Annotated in this window: 19 protein-coding genes and 1 other RNA gene; 11 read left to right on the top strand and 9 right to left on the bottom strand. The window is 44.1% G+C overall.

Annotated features, from left to right (window positions below; all coding sequences use genetic code 11):
• The first annotated feature begins 13 nt into the window (after positions 1-13).
• Positions 14-1480: a glutamate synthase subunit beta gene (locus IE165_RS03540; RefSeq protein WP_189625225.1), complete on the top strand. Its 1467-nt coding sequence runs from the start codon at positions 14-16 to the stop codon at positions 1478-1480.
• A gap of 194 nt (positions 1481-1674) precedes the next feature.
• Here the strand turns inward: IE165_RS03540 and IE165_RS03545 are convergent, their stop codons facing one another.
• The 3 genes from IE165_RS03545 to tgt form a co-directional block, all read right to left on the bottom strand.
• A complete protein-coding gene (locus tag IE165_RS03545) occupies positions 1675-2586 on the bottom strand; it encodes a DMT family transporter (protein ID WP_189625226.1) in 912 nt (303 codons plus the stop codon).
• Position 2587: 1 nt separating this feature from the next.
• Positions 2588-3670, bottom strand: coding sequence for an LptF/LptG family permease (locus IE165_RS03550; RefSeq protein WP_189625227.1), 1083 nt, complete (start codon positions 3668-3670; stop codon positions 2588-2590).
• Positions 3671-3810: 140 nt separating this feature from the next.
• Entirely contained in the window at positions 3811-4941 is a 1131-nt protein-coding gene (gene tgt, locus IE165_RS03555; protein WP_189625228.1) for a tRNA guanosine(34) transglycosylase Tgt, read from the bottom strand.
• Positions 4942-5088: 147 nt separating this feature from the next.
• Between tgt and IE165_RS03560 the strand changes: the two genes are divergently transcribed.
• Entirely contained in the window at positions 5089-6234 is a 1146-nt protein-coding gene (locus IE165_RS03560; RefSeq protein ID WP_189625229.1) for a glycosyltransferase, read from the top strand.
• A gap of 60 nt (positions 6235-6294) precedes the next feature.
• The gene (gene rsmG / locus IE165_RS03565; protein WP_189625230.1) at positions 6295-6930 is read left to right on the top strand and encodes a 16S rRNA (guanine(527)-N(7))-methyltransferase RsmG; all 636 of its coding nucleotides are present in this window, start codon (positions 6295-6297) and stop codon (positions 6928-6930) included.
• A gap of 17 nt (positions 6931-6947) precedes the next feature.
• On the opposite strand, the gene IE165_RS03570 is transcribed toward rsmG, so the two are convergent.
• Together IE165_RS03570 and IE165_RS03575 are read right to left on the bottom strand one after the other, a co-directional pair.
• The gene (locus tag IE165_RS03570) at positions 6948-7538 is read right to left on the bottom strand and encodes a hypothetical protein (RefSeq protein WP_189625231.1); all 591 of its coding nucleotides are present in this window, start codon (positions 7536-7538) and stop codon (positions 6948-6950) included.
• 111 nt (positions 7539-7649) lie between these two features.
• Entirely contained in the window at positions 7650-7913 is a 264-nt protein-coding gene (locus IE165_RS03575; protein ID WP_189625232.1) for a hypothetical protein, read from the bottom strand.
• Between the two features lie 61 nt (positions 7914-7974).
• Between IE165_RS03575 and dprA the strand changes: the two genes are divergently transcribed.
• The 5 genes from dprA to accD all read left to right on the top strand — a co-directional run bounded on the left by dprA (position 7975) and on the right by accD (position 12097).
• Positions 7975-9072, top strand: a complete 1098-nt coding sequence (gene dprA, locus IE165_RS03580) for a DNA-processing protein DprA (protein WP_189625233.1) — start codon at positions 7975-7977, stop codon at positions 9070-9072.
• A 26-nt stretch (positions 9073-9098) separates the two neighbouring features.
• The gene (locus IE165_RS03585; protein ID WP_189625234.1) at positions 9099-10634 is read left to right on the top strand and encodes an MFS transporter; all 1536 of its coding nucleotides are present in this window, start codon (positions 9099-9101) and stop codon (positions 10632-10634) included.
• A 4-nt stretch (positions 10635-10638) separates the two neighbouring features.
• Positions 10639-10866 carry a DUF6814 family protein gene (locus tag IE165_RS03590; RefSeq protein WP_189625235.1) on the top strand — a complete coding sequence of 76 codons (228 nt, stop codon included), beginning with the start codon at positions 10639-10641 and terminating at the stop codon, positions 10864-10866.
• Between the two features lie 83 nt (positions 10867-10949).
• An RNA gene (gene ffs, locus IE165_RS03595) (signal recognition particle sRNA small type) lies at positions 10950-11047 on the top strand.
• Between the two features lie 204 nt (positions 11048-11251).
• Positions 11252-12097 (top strand): acetyl-CoA carboxylase, carboxyltransferase subunit beta, encoded by an 846-nt coding sequence (accD, locus tag IE165_RS03600; protein ID WP_189625236.1) that lies wholly within the window; start codon positions 11252-11254, stop codon positions 12095-12097.
• Between the two features lie 56 nt (positions 12098-12153).
• Here accD and IE165_RS03605 read toward each other — a convergent pair whose 3' ends face one another.
• The gene (locus IE165_RS03605) at positions 12154-12507 is read right to left on the bottom strand and encodes a hypothetical protein (protein ID WP_229826312.1); all 354 of its coding nucleotides are present in this window, start codon (positions 12505-12507) and stop codon (positions 12154-12156) included.
• A gap of 96 nt (positions 12508-12603) precedes the next feature.
• Here IE165_RS03605 and IE165_RS03610 point away from each other — a divergent pair, with 96 nt between their 5' ends.
• The gene (locus IE165_RS03610) at positions 12604-12939 is read left to right on the top strand and encodes a MerR family transcriptional regulator (protein WP_189625237.1); all 336 of its coding nucleotides are present in this window, start codon (positions 12604-12606) and stop codon (positions 12937-12939) included.
• 2 nt (positions 12940-12941) lie between these two features.
• On the opposite strand, the gene IE165_RS03615 is transcribed toward IE165_RS03610, so the two are convergent.
• Both IE165_RS03615 and IE165_RS03620 read right to left on the bottom strand, forming a co-directional pair.
• Positions 12942-13436 (bottom strand): metallophosphoesterase family protein, encoded by a 495-nt coding sequence (locus IE165_RS03615; protein WP_189625238.1) that lies wholly within the window; start codon positions 13434-13436, stop codon positions 12942-12944.
• 3 nt (positions 13437-13439) lie between these two features.
• Positions 13440-14147, bottom strand: a complete 708-nt coding sequence (locus IE165_RS03620) for a tRNA1(Val) (adenine(37)-N6)-methyltransferase (RefSeq protein ID WP_189625239.1) — start codon at positions 14145-14147, stop codon at positions 13440-13442.
• 92 nt (positions 14148-14239) lie between these two features.
• Between IE165_RS03620 and IE165_RS03625 the strand changes: the two genes are divergently transcribed.
• Entirely contained in the window at positions 14240-15379 is a 1140-nt protein-coding gene (locus IE165_RS03625) for a hypothetical protein (protein ID WP_189625240.1), read from the top strand.
• 5 nt (positions 15380-15384) lie between these two features.
• Here IE165_RS03625 and mutS read toward each other — a convergent pair whose 3' ends face one another.
• Positions 15385-17991: a DNA mismatch repair protein MutS gene (gene mutS / locus IE165_RS03630; protein ID WP_229826314.1), complete on the bottom strand. Its 2607-nt coding sequence runs from the start codon at positions 17989-17991 to the stop codon at positions 15385-15387.
• A 219-nt stretch (positions 17992-18210) separates the two neighbouring features.
• On the opposite strand from mutS, the gene mtgA reads away from it, so the two are divergent.
• Positions 18211-18951 (top strand): monofunctional biosynthetic peptidoglycan transglycosylase, encoded by a 741-nt coding sequence (mtgA, locus tag IE165_RS03635; RefSeq protein ID WP_189625241.1) that lies wholly within the window; start codon positions 18211-18213, stop codon positions 18949-18951.
• Positions 18952-18955 lie beyond the last annotated feature (4 nt).

Here is an 18955-nt window from a genome sequence, read left to right on the forward strand (position 1 = left end):
GGAGGAAACAGACATGGGAAAACCAACAGGATTTTTAGAATATGAAAGAGCGCTTCCGCAGAAAGATACTGTAGAAAGCAGAAAGCAAAATTACCAGGAATTTGTACATAGCTATTCCGATGATCAATTAAACAACCAGGCCGCGCGATGTATGAACTGCGGCATACCATTCTGTCATTCAGGCTGTCCGCTCGGCAACGTGATCCCGGAATTCAACGACGCCGTTTACGACGCCCGTTGGGAAGAGGCCTACAACATTTTGGTATCAACCAACAATTTCCCGGAGTTTACCGGAAGAATATGCCCTGCACCATGCGAAGCCGCTTGTGTGCTTGGCATCAACAAATCGCCCGTAGCGATTGAAGAAATCGAAAAGCATATCATTGAGATTGCCTTCAAAAACAACTTCGTGAAACCGAATAAAAATTTCATCAAAACGGGTAAGAGCATTGCCGTGATTGGTGGAGGGCCGGCCGGCTTGGCTGCCGCAGCACAATTGAATAAGGCGGGTCACGATGTCGTCCTATACGAACGTGATGATAAGGTCGGCGGGCTGTTACGCTATGGCATCCCAGATTTCAAACTGGACAAATCGATCATCGATCGTCGCATAGCCGTTATGGAGCAGTCAGGTGTCGTATTTCGCACCAATGCCGAAGTGGGTGTGAATGTGCCAGTCAGTGAACTACAAGCATATGATGCAATCGTGCTGGCCGGAGGATCAACGGTACCACGCAATCTTCCCATTCCAGGCAGGGAACTTAAAGGCGTACATTACGCCATGGAGTTCTTGAAACAACAAAACAAACGAGTGGGCAACTCGCCTATTGAGGTAGAGGAAATACATGCAGCGGGCAAGAACGTATTAGTGATTGGTGGTGGAGATACCGGCTCTGATTGTGTAGGCACATCGAACCGTCACGGCGCAAAAAGTGTTACGCAATTCGAGTTGATGCCACAACCGCCTAAAGATCGTACGGTCGCCATGCCTTGGCCTACCTATCCTATGCTGCTAAAGACAACGACTTCTCACGAGGAGGGATGCCAACGTCACTGGAGCGTCAGCACAAAAGCCTTTTTAGGCGATGATCATGGTCATGTACGCGCCGCCCTTGTAGTAGATTTGGAATGGGAAACAGATGCACTCGGTAGACCAACCAAATTCAAAGAGGTAGAAGGATCCGAGCGCGAACTGCCTTGCGAGCTAGTCACGTTAGCTATGGGCTTTTTACACCCCCAACACGAGGGTCTACTGCAGCAGCTCGGCGTAAAGTTGAACGGTCGTGGCAATGTGGATGCGACGGAAACAGACTACAAGGCATCTGCCGATAAGGTATTTGTGGCAGGCGATATGCGTCGCGGACAATCCCTCGTAGTATGGGCGATCTCCGAAGGTCGCGAATGTGCGCGCAAAGTAGACGAGTTCCTCATGGGATATTCGGAACTGGAGCGCAAAGATAAAGCTGTCTCATACGCTTAATTTCATATACTTTAGTAAAAAGTGAGAAACCGGACTAGGTCCGGTTTTTTTGTTTTTGATGGGTAGCTTTCGCTCGATAAAAACAAGCTGAAAATCATTGCTAGGCGATTATTTGTACCGCAGGATACGGATGCGGGGATGGCAACACATCCTGTCGCCCTATAGTTGACAATCTTTTCTCCTTAATCCTGCTTTCAATGCAATTTTCGATTGATTAACCGACGTTCCTTCTTCTCGATATAGGTCTTGATGTAAGGATAGATAAACACGGCGCCCAATACGATGACGGCACCTACGTAAAATCCGACGCTCATCGTTTCTTTATGTCCAAAAATCAAGACCGCCAAGATAATACCGTATACAGGTTCCATATTGGTGGTTAAGGCGACGGTAAAGGCAGTTAGCTCCTTCATCACCGCCACACCCAAGACGTAAGCTACCGCGGTGCATAACACACCTAGCAGAAGCAGATATGCCCAATCAGAACCCTGCGGCCACATGCGCACATTAAAGTCGCCCGCCAACAGCATGATCACCGAGACCCAAAAACCTGCACCTAGCATTTCGTAAAAGGTGATGATCGTCGGACTCGTATGTTTAACCATGCGGGCATTCAAGATGGAAAATATGCTAGCACAAACTGCACAGGAAAGACCACATAAAATGCCCCAAACATATTGAAATTCAAACTTAAAAATGAGATAGATACCGAATACGATGACCAATCCGACACCTACATCCGACAAGGCTATCTTCTTACGATTGATGATAGGCTCTAAAATGGATGTGAAGAGTGTTACGGAAGAAAGCGTAACCAATGTGACGGATACGTTGGCGATCTTTATGGCATGAAAGAATAGCACCCAATGTAATCCCACCAGGCCGCCTACCATTAAAAACTGGACGAGACGTTCCTTGCATACATAAACAGATTTGCCCATCATAATGAAATACACAAATAAAGATAAGGCTGCAATCAACACGCGATACCATACCAAATGCAGGGCGGATATAGAGATGAGTTCACCCAAAACACCAGTAAATCCCCATATCAAAACTGTAAAATGTAAGATAAGGACGTTTTTATTAATAGGAAATTGTCTCATGTTATTTGGGGGCCTTGTATTTCAACCAAAATGCCAAGGTAAGAAATATCACATTGGGAATCAGAATAGCGATCAAGGGAGGCAAACCACCTTTTAAGGAGAACATGGTGGAAAACTGAACGAGTACCAAGAAAGTAAAGCTCAAGGCAATACCAATACCTAGGCTCAAACCAATACCACCTCGAACTTTCTTGGAGGAAAGCGAAACTCCCATAAGCGTTAAAATAAACGCAGAAAATGGACCGATATACCGCTTATATTTCTCCAGTAATAGGTCGGTCATCATACCCGTACCGCGCGTCTCCTCCTTGCTGATCCGGTCGTTTAACTCATCGGTGTCCATTGCGGTAAATACATTGTCGTAAACCTCAAAATCGCGCGGAAGCATATCCAACGTCGTATCCCTACTGGTACCTTTATCCATTTTCTCCTGCAGACCATTGATGGTACGCACAGTATAATCTTCTATTTTCCATTTTGTGGCAACCGAGTCCCAAGTAATACGTTCTGCTATTAACTTCTCTGTCAGCTGGTCGCCGTTAAACTTTTCCAAAGAGAATTTATAGCCGATGTTACGCCGGGTATCAAAATTATCGATATAAACGTAGGTGTTCGAGTCGATTTGCATGTGGGTAGACATCGTTGACCCACTAACCTTTTGCGGTTTGACGTAAACATTCTCGAAATTCACCTTTATTTTATTGGTATAGGGGATAATCCAAATATTAGAAACCAAGGTGAAACTAAAGATTAGACCTGCGGAAATCATATAGGGACGGAGGAAACGATTGAAGCTCATCCCGCCGCTTAATATAGGAACAACCTCTGTTTGGTCCGCCATCTTAGACGTGAAAAAGATCACGGCAATAAAATTTATAAGCGGTGTTAGCATGTTCAGAAAAAATGGAATACTTCCCAATGCATAGTATTCCAAAAAAACCTTCGACATGGGTGCCTTATTCTTCAGGAAATCATCTAGCTTTTCAGACACATCAAACACCACGATCACCACAATAAAGATACCCACCGTAAACACGAAGGTGCTTAGGTATTTCTTAATAATATAGCGATCTATAATGTTCATTTTTAAACTTAAAAAGTCAAAATTAAAAAATCAAAACCTTGGATACTGCACGGGCGCATACTTCGTTACCAAAGGGACACCTGCTAAAAAGCCAAACCTCGCATACATACCGCATACGCTGTATGTATGCACATGGAACCTTACAGCCTTTGCCCCAGCACATTAACCATTTTTGCCTTCCAATCGTAAAATGTGCCATCTATAATTTTTTCACGCGCCTGCTTGACCAACCAAAGGTAAAAATGAAGATTATGTAGCGAGGCTATCTGTGCTCCCAAAATTTCTTGCGAGCGGATTAAGTGTCGAAGATAAGCCTTCGTGTGCACCTGATCCACGAGAAGATCGCTTGCTGCTTCAATGGGTGAAAAATCGTCTTTCCATTTCTCGTTTTTAATATTGATAATGCCGTTTTGCGTAAACAGCATACCATTACGGGCATTTCGGGTAGGCATGACACAATCAAACATATCAATACCAAGCGCTATATTCTCCAGCAGATTGATTGGTGTACCAACCCCCATAAGATAACGCGGTTTATCCTTCGGCAAAATATTTGTCACCACCTCGGTCATCGCGTACATTTCCTCCGCAGGCTCGCCCACAGACAATCCACCTATCGCATTACCATCCCGATTGAAGGAAGCGATCACTTCGGCGGATTTTTCACGCAGATCTTTATATACGGAGCCTTGTACAATAGGAAACAATGTTTGCTCATAACCATATAGGGGTGCTGTACTATCAAAACGATCGACACAACGTTTTAGCCAGCGATGGGTCATATCAAGCGACTTGCGGGCATAACTGTACTCGCAGGGATAGGGCGTACATTCGTCGAAAGCCATAATAATATCGGCTCCAATCACGCGCTGTGTATCCATCACATTTTCTGGTGTAAAGAGATGCTTTGATCCGTCAATATGCGATCGGAACGTTACACCTTCCTCACGAATCTTACGCACCTCTGTCAGCGAATACACTTGATAACCGCCTGAGTCAGTCAGGATCGGGCCATGCCAGTTGTTAAATTTGTGCAAGCCCCCTGCTTTATGCAACACGTCCAAGCCTGGACGTAGATACAGGTGATAGGTGTTTCCCAAGATAATCTGCGCCTGTATATCCTGTACCAGTTCATGCTGATGTACAGCTTTCACCGTACCGGCTGTACCGACCGGCATAAAAATAGGTGTCTGAATAGTTCCGTGCGCGGTTTCTAGCACCCCAGCACGTGCTCTGGAATCTTTATCTTGTGCCTGAAGCGTAAATCTCATATCCTCTTTTCCCCTTTACCCTGTGATAAAATCCCTGCAAAAATAGGATAAAAAATGGCAGGAAACGAGTGCCAAACAAAATCTTAATAAAACTTAACGAATTCTCCGTTGTATCTTACAAGAAGACCTTATCTTTGCTTTTCTGTTATGCTACAACTCGAACAACTCCTACCATTCTTACCGTATATTCCGCTGGGGATCCTACTTATCCTACTTTTTATCCAGCTATATTATATCTATGCGGTGTATGGTAAATTGGCGACATATAAAGTCGAGTCCTACCAAGGGAGCGTCGAAAAGCCCGGATTGAGCGTTGTTATCTGTGCGCACAATGAACAGGAAAACCTTAAAGCATTTTTGCCGACGGTATTGACGCAAGATTACACAGATTTCGAGGTCGTGGTTGTGGACGACTGTTCCGATGATGACACGCCATGGATCTTGAAGGATTTTGCACAAAGCTACCCCGGCAAACTGAAAGTTGTGGAGATCAAAGAGCATATCCGATTAAAAAACACGAAAAAATTTGCTGTTACCATGGGGATCAAGGCAGCAAAGCACGAGCACCTGGTCTTCACGGACGCAGATTGCCAGCCATATAGCGAAAAATGGCTGGCAGAGATCGGCGGGGCATTTAGCGCGGGAAAGGAAATCATACTCGGCTATTCCCCTTATTTTAAAGAAGCTGGTTTTTTAAATAAGCTCATCCGTTTCGAAACCGCTCATACTGCGATGAGTTATTTAGCCTATGCACTCGTTGGAAACGCATACATGGGGGTCGGTCGTAATCTCGCGTACAGCAAAACGCTTTTTTTCAAGGGCAAGGGGTTCAACAGACATATGCATATCAAGTCGGGCGATGACGATCTTTTTGTCAACCATAACGCAACTTCCAGCAACGTACAGATCGCTATCCATCCAGATGCACACGTCGCTTCCGTACCTAAAACAACTTGGAAAAGTTACTACAAACAAAAGGCAAGACATTCCGGCGCTTCGGTATTGTATAAAGCCAAGCACAAACGTATGCTTGCCACGCAACTGGTATCAGCCATATTGTTTTACCTCTCGCTGCCGCTGTGTATCGCTTTTTGCCCCTCCCTATGGCTGGCTCCATTAGCGGTCTATCTAATCCGTTTATTAAGCCAACTCCTGGTTTTCAGCAATATTTACAAAAAGCTGGATGTTCAGGGATTGCTATGGTGGTTGCCATTCCTTGACTTTTTCTATTATTTTTACATCTGTATAAACGGCGCTTTCAACCGCAACAGGAAACAAGGTTCGTGGAAATAAGCTCAACTACGGATCAACAGAAAACATGAAGCAAACGAACGTCAAGACAAACGATTAACTATGAACCCAACTGTCGACATCATCTATCGCTATTTCCCTAAACTTTCCGAAAAACAGAAAGCACAGTTTGCACAACTCGCAGAAGTTTATCCTTTTTGGAATAATCAGATCAACGTGGTTTCGCGGAAAGACATCGAAAGCCTCTATTTACACCATGTGCTACACTCTTTGGGGATCGCAAAATTTGTCAGCGAATTCACGCCTGGCACCCGCATCTTGGACGTAGGTACCGGCGGGGGGTTCCCTGGCGTTCCACTGGCCATCCTGTTCTCTGATGTCCAGTTTCACCTGGTCGATTCTATTGGTAAAAAAATAAAGGTTGTACGGGAAGTTGCTGCCGCCTTGGATTTGAAGAATATCGAGGCAGACCATATCCGAGCAGAACAACTGGACTACAAATACGACTTCGTCGTATCACGAGCGGTGACCCGGCTGGCTGATTTTGCACCATGGATACGGAATAAGTTTGAAAAGAAAGATAAAAACGGCATTCCTAATGGCATTTTGTATTTAAAAGGCGGCGATTTAAAAGAAGAGATAAAAGAGGCGAAATTAAAGGCCGAACTGCATCCCCTATCCAGCTACTTTAATGAGGATTTTTTTGACACGAAATATGTCGTGTACGTCCCGATGTAATCAAAAACGGTATATTATTAGTCTTTTAAAGAAGAAAGCGGCGCTGTCTGCGGCGGATAGGAAAGGTCAAATCGCTCGTGTATGATAGCAGCAGAATCCCGATAGTTTTTCAATCGCTCTAGGACATAAGCCACACGCTCGTAGTAGGAACATTGCGATAGAAAATCTAGTGTAGGTTTACTGTAAAGATTAAATTTTGCAAGCGAATCCCCCTGCAATGTCGTATATTCAGCAATCAAAGGATTCCAAATTTCGTTAACGAGATCATCCTCATATTCACGTTCAAATTGACGTTGCAATCGTCGAGAACCTTTTCCTCTACGACTAAAATGATTGTATACTTTTTGGATATTGACCCCTATTCCGAGGCCGAACATAATCATGTTGCTATCATCCCCCAAATAGTATATTTCTTTATGGTAGGCCTTTTTGGCTTCAAAATTGGCCAAAGCATCGCTCTTTTTATTAACTACAACTTCCTCAATCGACAAGGTATCACGGGTTATGCTGTCGTTATTCACGGTATCACGTAACAGAGGTTCTGTGCGTAAGATAGGCGGCCGTTGCGAAACGCTATAGGCGATTGACAAGCAAATTGTTGTCAGCACTATATTTATTTGGTTACGCGGCATAGCATAAATATAAAAAAGGAATCCGACAGCGGGTTAAGTTTAACTGATTTTAACTCGCTATACGGTAGCTAGCCAGCTCACGCTGATTTAGTTAACATCTCCTTGATGGGTGCCCCCTAGAAAAGCATTTATTTCCTCTCCGAGAAGATTGACCTCTTCATCCATCCCAAACATAGGGAGCTCTGTTTCCGGATTCAATTTGAGCCAAGTTGTCTCCGTATCCTTCATAATCTTCACGTATTCCTGACCGTCTTTGAAGATGAGGTAGGTACCATCCTCTTCGGGAAAGACTGCGTAAACAACTTCACCAATTTCAATATCGAATGGTTCTTGTGCGCCTTCTAGTTTCATATACTAATTTTTAACCAAAGGTAGGATTTTTAAACAAAATTCTTATTTTTAGGTTCCAATTATGAACAAACTGCAACAGATAGCACTGACTAAAATTAAAGGTGTTGGACCGAAGACCGCCCGTAATCTACTGGCTCATTGTGGATCTGTGGACGGTATTTTCCGGTCGAAGAAGAAAGAATTGCTGCGTATTCCTCAGATCGGGCAGACTACTGTCGAGGCCATTTTATCAAAAAACTATCTATCCGACGCAGAAAAAGAACTGCAATTTGTCGAAAAGCATGGCATAGATCTCTTATGGATTGAGGACGAGAACTATCCTAAACGCCTATTGTACTGCGACGATGCGCCGCTTCTACTATATTACAAGGGAAGTGCAACGCTCAACCCGCAACGATGTGTGAGCATTGTTGGGACGAGAAACGCGACATCCTATGGAAAGCAACTGTGTGAAGAGCTGCTAGCGGCCTTTCAAGAACAAAACATATTGGTTGTTAGCGGCTTGGCATATGGCATCGACGTCCATGCGCACAGACAGTCGCTGAAGCATGGTGTTTCTACCGTTGCTGTACTCGGGCATGGTTTAGATATGATCTATCCAGCGGCACATCGCGACGTGGCCTCCCGCATGCTGGCGGACGGCGGCCTAATCACCGAATTTCCGTCGGGCACGATACCCGAGCGAAACAACTTCCCGGCACGCAATCGGATTATTGCTGGGCTTAGCGACGTGACAATCGTAGTCGAAGCAGCCCGGAAAGGCGGTGCTTTAATCACCGCTGAAATTGCCAATAGCTACCATCGCGATGTTTGTGCATTCCCCGGAAGAATAGATCAGGAATATTCAGCCGGATGTAACTACCTTATCAAAACTAATCGAGCACACCTTATCCGCCATGCCCAAGACTTATTTTATCTGATGGATTGGAAGGACAGTGCGAAACAGGGGTGTGCGAAACAGCTGCAACTACTTCCGACGGACATGTCCACGGATCAACAAAGGGTTTATCGGCTGATTCAGGAGAACGAAACATCTAATATCGATGATATAGCACAACAGCTAGCATGGCCAATGAGCAAGCTCGCCATGGTGCTTTTGGAAATGGAGATGAACAACCACATTGTCGCTTTGCCTGGTAAAACATATAAACTATTGTAATCTGAACCTGAAAACCTAAACAACCTATGCAAAATAAAAACAAAACGTTATGGAAGGTGATTGGCGCATCCTCCTTGGGCACATTGATTGAGTGGTACGATTTCTTTATTTTCGGTAGTCTTTCCGTGGTGCTATCAACTAAATTTTTTCCCGCCGACAATCCGACTGCAGCTTTTCTCTCCACGCTCGCCACTTTTGCGGCAGGCTTCGTTGTCCGCCCTTTCGGTGCACTTTTCTTTGGAAGATTAGGCGACCTTATTGGACGAAAATATACCTTTATGGTTACGCTCATGTTGATGGGGGGAGCGACCTTTCTTATCGGTTGCACACCGAGTTATGAAAGCATCGGTTTCCTAGCTCCACTTATCGTGCTTGTGTTGCGTTTGTTGCAGGGCTTAGCCCTGGGTGGCGAGTACGGCGGTGCTGCGACCTATGTCGCTGAACATAGCCCAGAAGGCGAGCGCGGTTATTGGACATCTTGGATACAAACCACGGCAACCTTTGGCCTCTTCATATCGCTTGTGGTTATCCTTCTCACACGTTTATTCCTCAGTGAATCCCAATTTGACGAGTGGGGTTGGCGGATACCGTTTGTATTATCGATCTTTATGGTTTTCGTTTCTTACCTGATCCGCAAGAATATGGATGAATCCCCGGAATTCACAAAAGCAAAGGCAGAAGGAAAAACGGCAAAGAATCCGTTGAAAGAGAGCTTCGGCAACATCTATAATTTAAAATATGTATTGCTGGCTTTGTTTGGGGCGGCCATGGGACAAGGCGTGGTTTGGTACACCGGTCAGTTTTATTCGATGAGCTTTATGAAAACAGTGATGTTTCTTCACACCGATCAAGCCGATCTCATTTTGGGTATAGCCCTTCTCCTGGGGACGCCGTTTTTTGTGGTGTTTGGTAGACTAAGCGATAAGGTAGGCCGCAAGTGGGTTATGCTTGCTGGCATGTTGCTCGCCATATGCACCTATCGGCCGATCTATGCATGTATGTATCAATTAACCAATATCCAAACAAAAACAGAGCGACTGGATTTGCGTGCCGTTGAAACAAGCTTCGTCAAACACGGTGATTCGCATAATCGTGTAACAAGAACCAGCAAAACCTTTACAGACGGTACCGAGGTGACACAAGCTGTCACTACCCAGATCACAGAAGCGAATAATCCTATTTTAAAAGATGGGATGCCGCAGGAAAGTTCCCGAACTACGGTTTTCCTAAAAGGATCGAACTATGCCCTCTTGGTTGGATTGATATTTATACAGATTATCTACATTACCTTGGTCTATGGTCCTATAGCGGCCTTCTTGGTAGAAATATTCCCGGTTAAAATCCGGTATACCTCCATGTCGCTGCCCTATCATATTGGAAATGGTATTTTCGGGGGCCTCTTGCCGGCCGTATCCACCTATCTGGCTAGCAATGCGCAAACAAAAGGGCAGTCCGATTTTTATCTATCTGGGCTTTGGTATCCGATCATCGTCGCATCGATTTGCTTTGTTATCGGTTCCATCTATATTACGAAAACAATGACTGCAAACCAAATAAAGTAATGTTATGGGAAATATAAAAAAAATATTGGGCATGGTGTGGATCATCCTCGCTTTGCTCACGGCTTATTTCAGTATTTTTTACTTTGGCCTCCCCAAATTAAGGACGGGACAACAGGAAGACTTGGTCTTTGGTCTCATCATCTTGTTTATTCTCACCCCTATAGTTAGCGTTGGGTTGGCCATATTCGGCTATTTTGCGCTCAAAGGCGAATATGCAAACGACAAAATGTAATTTTTGTTTACTGACTATCAATAGTCTACATCTTCGTTTAGAAAAAATTTTCGACAAGTCTATTTTTTTCCTACTTTTGTGACGGGCAAGTCTCTTACGACCAGCTCCCAATGACTCCCCCAGATTGGGAACAAAGCAAGGGTATTTGGTTGAGCGGTGCGATAAGAGTAGCTTGCCCTTTTTTATTTCTTTCTAATTTGGGCGCAAAATCAAAACGAAGCGCCGACAATAATCGACCTTTTTTCTCCGCACAAATTTGTTCATGTAAATTATTTCTACAGGCAATTTTCTGCCGTTTTTAGTTTTGGGAGAAAGCCATTCCCTGCACCGATACTCTTTTTTAGGATATTTTTTGTTTATTTGTAGTCCGAATTATCGAGAACTTATGAGTTGGTTTAAAAGAAACAAGGCAGGTATCAGTACTGCAACCGAAAATAAAAAGGAGGCGCCTGACGGCATGTGGAATAAATGTCCGAACTGTAAGAAGCCTTTATTAAATAGTGAACAGATTGAGAATAAATACGTTTGTCAGTATTGCGATTATCATATCCGCATTGGGTCCGCGGCCTATTTTTCTATTTTATTTGACGACAATCGTTTCACGGAGCTTTTCGAGAACCTCAGTTCAGGCGATCCCTTGACATTTGCTGATACAAAACCCTATCCCGTTCGTTTATCCGACAGCCAGGCAAAGACAGGTTTGAAAGATGCCATACGTTGCGGACATGGCAAGATGCAGGGAAAGGACATTGTGATTGCCTGTATGGATTTTAATTTTATTGGCGGATCCATGGGTTCGGTGGTTGGCGAAAAGATTGCGCGCGCTATCGACTACTGCCTAGCGCATAAGACACCATTCATGTTGATATCTAAATCTGGGGGTGCGCGCATGATGGAAGCAGCATTTTCATTGATGCAAATGGCCAAGACATCGGCAAAACTAGCTCTATTGGCAAAAGCAAAAATCCCTTACGTGTGTTTATTAACAGATCCTACGACAGGCGGAGTAACTGCTTCTTACGCGATGCTAGGCGACATCAACATTGCAGAACCCGGCGCGCTTATCGGTTTTGCTGGACCACGCGTGATCAAGGAAACCATCAAGAAAGATTTACCGAAAGGTTTCCAAACTTCTGAATTCGTTCTGGAACATGGTTTCTTGGACTTTATTGTCGACAGAAGACATCTCAAAGCGAAGGTAGCGGCTTATCTGCGCTTAATTTACACATAGTCGTTCAACAAAAACCATAAAAAAGAGCGGTTTCTCGAAACGGAAACCGCTCTTTTTTATGGTTTCCTGTAATGGGCTACAAATGCCCAATATTGACGTCTCGCCAAGTAAGTCAAATCTTTTTCGTGAGCATAAGCTTCCCGTTCGAAGGATATGGACATGTAGGCTTTTTGAACATCACGGTATCGCAGGTAGAAAAACAAAAATTCCAGTGCATACCACAGGTAGAAAGGGACAATACATAACTCAAGAACCTGACAAATATGAATCCGTTCATGGTTTAAAAGCCTCGTATCTTTACGCGCTTCTAGAGAGCGCACAAAAATAAAAGGAAAGATTGTCACGGCTAAAGCACGGCCTGCCGAAAAAAAATTAGTCCAAAACTTGCTGACGACAATGACTCCCCTCATCTCGTGAAATTAGAAATTTTTCCGCATATATTCGCCGTGTAAAAAGTTTTGAATATGGAACAGAGGTCGTATATTTGTTAAAGTAGAAAGTGAACGATGCCGTACAAAGACCGCGAAATAAACAAATTATATTATACCATGGGGGAAGTAACCACGATGTTCAGCGTGAACGCCTCTCAGATTCGGTTTTACGAACGGGAATTCGATATTCTACAACCCAAAAAGAACAAAAAGGGGAATCGTCTTTTCACCCAGGAAGATATTTCAAACCTGAAGATTATTTTCAATCTAGTGAAGGACAAAGGTTATACACTTCAGGGTGCACGGGATTATCTTCGAGCCAATAAAAATGAAGTGAAGGAAAATCAACGTGTTGTGGATTCCTTGGAACGCTTAAAGAAATTCTTGCTCGAAGTGCGCGATAGCTTATAATGCTAACGGTTTCCCAATTCAATCACCTCTAGATTTTCCACACGGTCTTCAGTAATTTGAAACCGCATCAAGGTTCGGACGTTATGCCAGCCCTGTTTCCCCGCCGCTCCCGGGTTCAGATGCAATAGATTCAATGCCGGATCATATTGAACCTTCAAGATATGGGAATGACCGCAGATAAACAATTTCGGCGGGTTCAATACAATCTCGGGTTTTACCTGCGGAGCATACCGCCCTGGGTAGCCGCCTATATGTGTCATCCATACGTCCACATTTTCGCAGGAAAAACGTTCATGCTCGCGACAGGCGGAGCGGAGGTCCTTTCCATCAATATTGCCCCAAACACCTCGAAAAGGCTTGAATGCAACCAAGCTGTCCAAAATGTCTATAGATCCAAAATCGCCTGCATGCCAAATTTCATCGCAAGATTCAAAATATTGGAACACCGCATCGTCTAAATATCCATGGGTATCGGATAATAAACCAATTTTTCTCATGAGCTAAAATGCTAAAAAGTAAGGATTCAATAGCGCCTTGTAGGCGTCGGTATGTTCGCCTTGCCGCTCGTAGATAACCAAGGTGTCGTAAACCGGTACACCCGCTGTCTTTCCGATCACCAGCAAGGTTCGGATGGGATCTTGACCAGGGTATGAAGCTATCATAGTCTTCTGTTGTAGAAAAAGAGCCCGCGAGGGCATCGTTTCTTCGAGTAGTTCTTGTGCTAAAGCAACCGGAAGAATACAGTAAAACTGCCCCTCGATTGAAAGATATTGCTTCACAAAATCAAATAAATTTTCAAAAAAAGAGCTATCTGTATGCTTCGCTAATTGCTTACGTGGGTCAGGGTTATGCAATGAGTTGGTATAGAAAGGCGGATTGGAGACAATCAAGTCATAGCAATCACTAACACGATGGTCTCTAAAATCGCTATGGATGGACAACAAACGATCAGAAAACATAGATTGCCGAAAGTTGTAAGCGGCCCGTTCACTGGCTTCACCATCAATATCCAAGGCATCTATGTGTGCTTTTGGGTGGCGTTGAGCCAGCATCAGCGCAATAACGCCGGTACCGGTCCCGACATCTAAGATCCGATGTGCATTAGGCCTGCAGGCCACAGCGCCCAGTATCACCCCGTCGGTATTGATCTTCATCGCACAATCCCCTTGATCAACCTCAAATTGCTTAAACCTAAAAATCGAACCCATATACAAAAGTAAAACTTATATTTTCGGTCTCCTACTGATCATGCCTTTTATAAGCGGATTAATTTTACTATTATTGGTACAAGAATCATATCATGGCTAAATTTTTCACATTTCTACTTTCACTATCGTTTTTTGCACATCCAATTTATTTGCAAGCAAATACCGAAGACAATTTGCAAAACTGTGAACAGATTACCGCCATTGCCTTGGAGAAACTGGTTCCTGCGCTACAGCAAAACAACTATCAGCAGCTAGAAAGCATACTGGGCACGATACAAAGTGCTTGTGGTGAAAACGAATTCACGCAACGCATGCGCATTATCCAAGCACTTATTGAAAGGAAAACGACTGGTGCGCTAATTGCCGATTACCTTTCAAAAAATTACCATGAAATTCTAACCATGCGTTGGGACTACACGGTCGAGAAGGAGCATCGCCGTATATACCAAGAAAATAAAGCAGACTTTAACTACGTACCGCTCAATCACCCTATCGATTCGCTAATTAAACTGAAAGCCAACGCTCTGTTGAACTCGCCCTCCTACAACCTCACCGAGCAAGAAGAGGATATTGCACTACTCTTTGCCGATCATCTGGATGAATTCTATCAGTCGTATGAAGATACCGCCCCCATACCTAGCGCAACAGAAACCGCACGGTATCGTGAAGATTCCAAGTTACGTTCGGGGATGATCATTTCCGCAGGAGCGGAATTTCCGATCACGGGATCTGATCCCTTATTCAAAACAAATCCTACGTTCGGGCTATTTTATTCATCCAGCATGGCATCACTTATACTTTTTGAAGGAGGGATTAAAATCCGGATTAATTCGAATGACCGCTCTTTCGATTATATGCTTTACGATGAAATTGAACATGTTAATTCCAGTGCCAGTTTCAGTATAGGAGGTAATGTAGGTGTTAAATTGTTCGACAACGACAAATACATCATAGCACCGAAAGTAGGATTATACTATGATGTGACCAATACCGGTTTGAGTGAGGTGGACTACTTCGACAACGAATATGGCGAGAGTACCAGCAGTGTACGTTACCACAATATACACACCATGCGAACGACCTTAGCACTGAGCCTGATGCGACATATCGTTGGGAAAAAGTACATCGGTCTAGAAGCTGCTTACCATTATGTCCCCTACGACTGGGAACGAAACTTGCTGACCACGATCCAACCCAATTATGCCAGTTTACAGCTTTTTTTCCGGTTCTAAGAACACTAATTTTTCAATAATCGCTGTATTTCATCTAACTTCATCAACGCTTCTACAGGCGTTAGTGTGTTGACATCTAAGTTATTAAGCATATCTCGAATCTTCTCCAAAACAGGATCGTCGATCGCAAACATTTGCAATTGATAGGCCTGTTTTTGTATTTTACGCATGCTATCTTTGATCTGCTCCCCTCCCGTCCGTTCCTGTTCCAGCCGCTTTAAGATCTCGCCTGCGCGGACAATTAATTTAGCCGGCATTCCTGCCAACTTTGCCACGTGAATACCAAAGCTATGCTCTGACCCACCCGGTACCAACTTTCGCAGGAATATCACCTTGTTATGAAGTTCTTTTACCGTCACGTTGAAATTCTTAATGCGAGGCATAGAATTGGTCAATTCGTTCAGTTCGTGGTAGTGCGTTGCAAAAAGCGTCTTCGCCCTTGCTGTCGGATGATTATGTAGAAACTCGGCAATAGCCCAAGCAATAGAAATTCCATCGTAAGTACTAGTACCCCGACCGATCTCATCCAGCAGGATCAATGACCGATCGGAGAGGTTATTCATGATGCTAGCCGTCTCGTTCATTTCCACCATAAAAGTCGATTCCCCGGATGATAAGTTATCCGACGCGCCAACCCGTGTAAAAATCTTGTCGACCAAACCAATCGTTGCTTCTTTTGCAGGTACAAAACAGCCTATCTGCGCCATCAGCACAATCAAACCTGTTTGGCGTAGTAGCGCCGATTTACCGGCCATATTTGGCCCGGTAATGATGATAATTTGTTGTGTCTCTGGATCGAGGTAGGTGTCGTTCGTGATATAATCCTCGCCCAAAGGCAAATTCTTTTCTATGACAGGATGTCGGCCGCCCTTGATGTCCAACGATCTATCTTCGGTGACCAATGGCCTGACGTAGAAGTTCTTCTCTGCAATCCAAGCGAAGTTCAACAGCACATCCAATTTGGCAATCAATTGTGCATTGAGTTGTATCGGCTTGATGTAGCTTGCAATATCCAGCAGTAGCTCGGTATATATGCGATTCTCTATCGCTTGGATCTTTTCCTCGGCCCCTAGAATTTGTTCTTCATATTCCTTCAATTCCTCTGTGATATACCGTTCGGCATTCACTAAAGTTTGCTTCCGTATCCATTCTGCAGGTACTTTATCTTTATGGGTATTGGTAACTTCCAAGTAATAGCCGAAGACGTTATTGAAAGCAATTTTCAAGGAAGGAATCCCGGTAGCTTCGGATTCTCGGCGCTGTATTTCCAACAAGTAGTCCTTTCCGCCAAAGGCCACTTTACGGAGCTTGTCCAAATCAGCATCGACACCGTCTGCAATAACATTTCCCTTCAAGATGGACACAGGTGGTTCTGCCTGCAACATACGTTCCAACTTATCCCGAATGATTTGACACACATTCAGCTGCTCAGCAATAACGCGCAAACTTTCCGAAGACGCTATATCAGTCAAGTTTTTCAATTTCTCCACAGCATAAAGCGAACGCTTAAGTTGCATGATTTCCCGTGGATTCGCTTTCTGCAGCCCGATCTTGGAAATAAGACGTTCCAAATCGCCAACCTGTTTAATTTCTTGGATAAGCTCGTCGCGTAGATCTCGGCTTTCTGAAAAATAGGAGACCACCTCCAAGCGCTCATTGATGGACTTCAGGTCCTTAAGCGGCATTACCATCCATCTCTTCAGCAACCGTGCGCCCATGGGCGAAGCCGTCTGATCTAACACATCGGAAAGCGTTTTTGCATTTTCGTTGACAGAGCCAATCAGTTCCAGGTTCCGAACCGTAAACCGATCCAGCCACATAAAGCGATCTTCCTCCATGCGTGCGATATGGGAAACATGCTGCAGATTACGGTGTTCGGTTTCATTCAAGTAGTGCAAGGCAACTCCTGCAGCTAGAATACCTAACGGCATGCGCTCAATACCAAAACCTTTCATCGATTTCACTTCGAAGTGCTTATGTAAAAGATCCGACGCATAATCGCCAGTGTAAGGCCATTCGTCTAGCGTAAAGGTATAATACTGGCTACCAAAACGCTCTAAAAACATCTTGTACTGCTTTTTGGCAAGTATCACCTCCGTAGGCTTTAAACCTTGTAAAAGTTTGTCAATATAACTTGGGTTACCTTGTGCCACTAGAAATTCCCCTGTGGAGATATCCAAAAACGAAATACCACACAGCCCTTTATCTTCAAAAAAAGAAGCTAGATAGTTGTTGGACTTCTGCTGAACAATGTTGTCGCTGTAGGAAACGCCTGGTGTAACAAGCTCTGTGACCCCTCGTTTCACAATTGTTTTAGTTTGCTTCGGATCTTCCAACTGATCACATATAGCAACCCTTTGCCCTGCTCGCACCAGTTTTGGCAAGTAGGTTTCCAACGAATGATGCGGAAAACCAGCCAACGCGGTCTCGGATTCTGATCCGTTACCTCTTTTCGTTAAAACAATGCCCAAAATACCGGCAGCTTTGATGGCATCTTCGCCAAAGGTTTCATAAAAGTCACCCACTCGAAATAGCAACAAAGCGCCTGGATATTTGGCCTTGATGGTATTATATTGTTGCATTAAAGGGGTTTGCTTTTTCTCTTTTGCCACGGGTACTGGATTTTTAGTAAGCTGTAAAAATAAGGTAAATGGCCCGATTTGACAAGAGTTTTGTGGCTAGCAATTCGGTTTTAGGACATCCTGTCCGAGTGGCAACACCGGTCTGTTGATTGATCTTTTTCTTTGCATAGCGGAAGAAAATACATCTCCTGACCACGCCACTAGGAGAATATCAAAAATTCGCCTAGCTTTGCAACACAATTCGTGGTCATGGCAATTAAGCGCTCTACAACAAAAAGCAAAAACATAAGAAAAAAAAGCGGTAAGGCATCTTGGAAGCAGAAGATTGGTATTTGGGCAATTCGCATAGTATTGTTGTTTTTGGGTTTCACGATTTTTTGGGTACTGCTTTTGACGATTATGAATCCGCCGGTTACCTTTTTACAGCTACAACGTGGGATGGAGCGTAAGGCTGCTGGCAAGCAGTGGAAAATCGAAAAAGACTGGCTAAATTATGGGCAGCTGTCGGACAACCTAAAGAGAGCAGCGATCGCGGGGGAAGATGCCCATTTCATGACACATAATGGGTTTGATACCAAAGCGATTCGTGAAGCTTTTGAAAAAAATCAAGCAGGTAAGAAGCTACGAGGAGGTAGTACAATTAGTCAACAGGTAGCCAAAAATGTATTTTTGTGGCCAGATCGTTCGTGGTTCCGGAAGGGATTGGAAACCTATTTTACGGTATTGATCGAAATCTTTTGGAGCAAAAAACGTATACTAGAAGTATACCTAAACGTCATTGAAATGGGTCAGGGGGTATATGGCGCAGAGGCCGCGGCACAATACTATTTCCATAAATCCGCCAAAAGCCTTAGCAAAAAGGAAGCAGCGCTTATAATCGCCATTCTTCCTAGTCCGCAGAAATGGGATGCGCGACGTCCCTCCGCTTACATAAACCGACGCGCAAACAGTATTGTTCGGTATATGCATTATTACCGTATTCCGGAATAGGAAG

It is taken from the genome of Sphingobacterium griseoflavum, assembly GCF_014653155.1.
Taxonomy (GTDB): domain Bacteria; phylum Bacteroidota; class Bacteroidia; order Sphingobacteriales; family Sphingobacteriaceae; genus Sphingobacterium; species Sphingobacterium griseoflavum.